This is a genomic window from Hymenobacter elongatus, assembly GCF_004745955.1.
In the GTDB taxonomy this organism is placed as follows: domain Bacteria; phylum Bacteroidota; class Bacteroidia; order Cytophagales; family Hymenobacteraceae; genus Hymenobacter; species Hymenobacter elongatus.
Window position 1 is genome coordinate 1 of the sequence record NZ_SRLD01000108.1, and the last position, 1,102, is coordinate 1,102.

2 protein-coding genes are annotated in these 1,102 nt (G+C 69.2%); both read right to left on the reverse strand.

From position 1 onward, the window contains the following. Nucleotides 1-6: 6 nt before the first annotated feature. Nucleotides 7-705: an IS630 family transposase gene (locus tag E5J99_RS20940; RefSeq protein ID WP_167852286.1), complete on the reverse strand. Its 699-nt coding sequence runs from the start codon at nucleotides 703-705 to the stop codon at nucleotides 7-9. Beyond that, the coding region (locus tag E5J99_RS20945) for a helix-turn-helix domain-containing protein (RefSeq protein ID WP_135499751.1) at nucleotides 702-1,102 on the reverse strand (401 nt) is incomplete at its 5' end. The genes E5J99_RS20945 and E5J99_RS20940, both read right to left, overlap by 4 nt.

Below are 1,102 nucleotides of genomic sequence, written 5' to 3' on the forward strand. Positions count from 1 at the left end.
TAGTGCTTAGTCAGGCAAGTTAGCTGTCCTAATCTTTTGATAGTGGCGGTCGAGTTTGACGCGGGCTTTTTCCAGGGTGAATTGCCATTTTACTGTGGCCTGCGCCGTATTCCGCTCAGCCACGCAAGCGGCGACGTGGGCGGTGAGTTCCTCTTGGGTGGGGATGCGCTGGTGCAGGCACTGGCGGGCGATGGCCGAGAGTTCGAGTTCGACCATAGTGAGCCAGGAGGCATTTTTGGGCGTGTAATGCACCTCGAAGCGCGCCGCCAGGGCGCGGGCCTGGGCGGCGGGCAGGTGCTGGTAAAACACGGCATCGGTGTGGGTGTTGAGGTTGTCCTGCACCAAGACGATTTTCTCAGCCTGCGGGTAGTGGGCGGCCAGTTGCTGCATAAAGCGGCAGTAGTCGGCCCCGGTGCGCCGGGCCGAGACCTCGACTAGGCGCTGGCCCGTGCCCGGCTCGAAGGCGGCCAGCAAACAGGCCGTGCCCTGGCGCACGTAGGTGCTGCTTTCCCGTCGGGGCCGCCCGGCTTTGGCCGGTTGCTCGCCGACGGCGGGCTGGGCGGGCACCGCGGGCAGCGGCTCGACCGGCTGGGCGTGCAGCACGCAGGGCCGCTCGTCAAAGCAGACGACTGGAAAACGCGGGTCGTGGGGCCGCGCATACACGGCCAGCACGTCTTCCATCCGCGCCACGAATGCCGCGTTCATCGCCCCCAGGCACCAGTGCTGCTGGCGGTGGGGCTGCAGCTCGTTTTTTTGAGCACTTGGCTCACCGTCTCGTGCGAGATGGTGTCCACCAGCCCCAGTTCCACAGCGTGGTCGGCCAGCAGGCGTAGGGTCCAGCGCCCGTGCCCGGTGGGGGCGGGCGTGCGGGCCAGCGCGGTCACGGCCGCCCGCTGCGCCCCGTCGAAGCGCGGTGGCGTGCCGCTGCGCGGGGCCTCCGCCAGTGCGAGCTGCCAGCCGGCTTGCGCATAGCGGCGGCGCAGCTGACTGACGGCCTGCCGGCTCAGGCCCACAGCCTTACCGGCCGCCTGCTGGCCGATACCCGTGGCTAGCGCCAGCAGGGCCTGAGCGCGGCGTACGGCCCGCACCGGGCGGCGGCCCG

What these genes read in the sequence shown, in the direction of transcription:
- E5J99_RS20940 (WP_167852286.1), bottom strand. Translation starts at nt 705, where the DNA reads ATGAACGCGGCATTCGTGGCGCGGATGGAAGACGTGCTGGCCGTGTAT.